This is a genomic window from Erythrobacter donghaensis, from assembly GCF_001557325.1.
GTDB classification, from domain to species: domain Bacteria; phylum Pseudomonadota; class Alphaproteobacteria; order Sphingomonadales; family Sphingomonadaceae; genus Erythrobacter; species Erythrobacter donghaensis_B.
Genome location: NZ_LSJS01000043.1, coordinates 1 through 300, shown reverse-complemented (window position 1 = coordinate 300; position 300 = coordinate 1). Strand labels below are relative to the sequence as shown.

General features: G+C 62.3%; 1 pseudogene. It reads left to right on the top strand.

From position 1 onward, the window contains the following. Positions 1-83 precede the first annotated feature (83 nt). Positions 84-300, top strand: a pseudogene (locus AX692_RS19930) (methylase); the annotation flags it as partial.

Below are 300 nucleotides of genomic sequence, written 5' to 3'. Positions count from 1 at the left end.
GCCGCGACTTCGCTGACGGCTGCATTCTGCTCCACAATACCAAGAGCGGGAAAGCAGCCCTGGCCGAACCTTCGCGGCACTTCATGACCGAGCAAGGCGAGCTGATCAGGCGAGTTATCCTCCACCGTCCCCTGCGCCGGGAATACCACCACTTCGATGACCTTGCGGAATCGGCCTGGGAGGAAGCACCACGCCGGGCCTTCGAGAAGCTGTGGCAAAGCGAGGTTGCGGAGCTTGCCGAACGGCTCACCACAGAGACCGTGTACCTTGCAACCGGACTTCTCCTGCCGATCTGGGCGA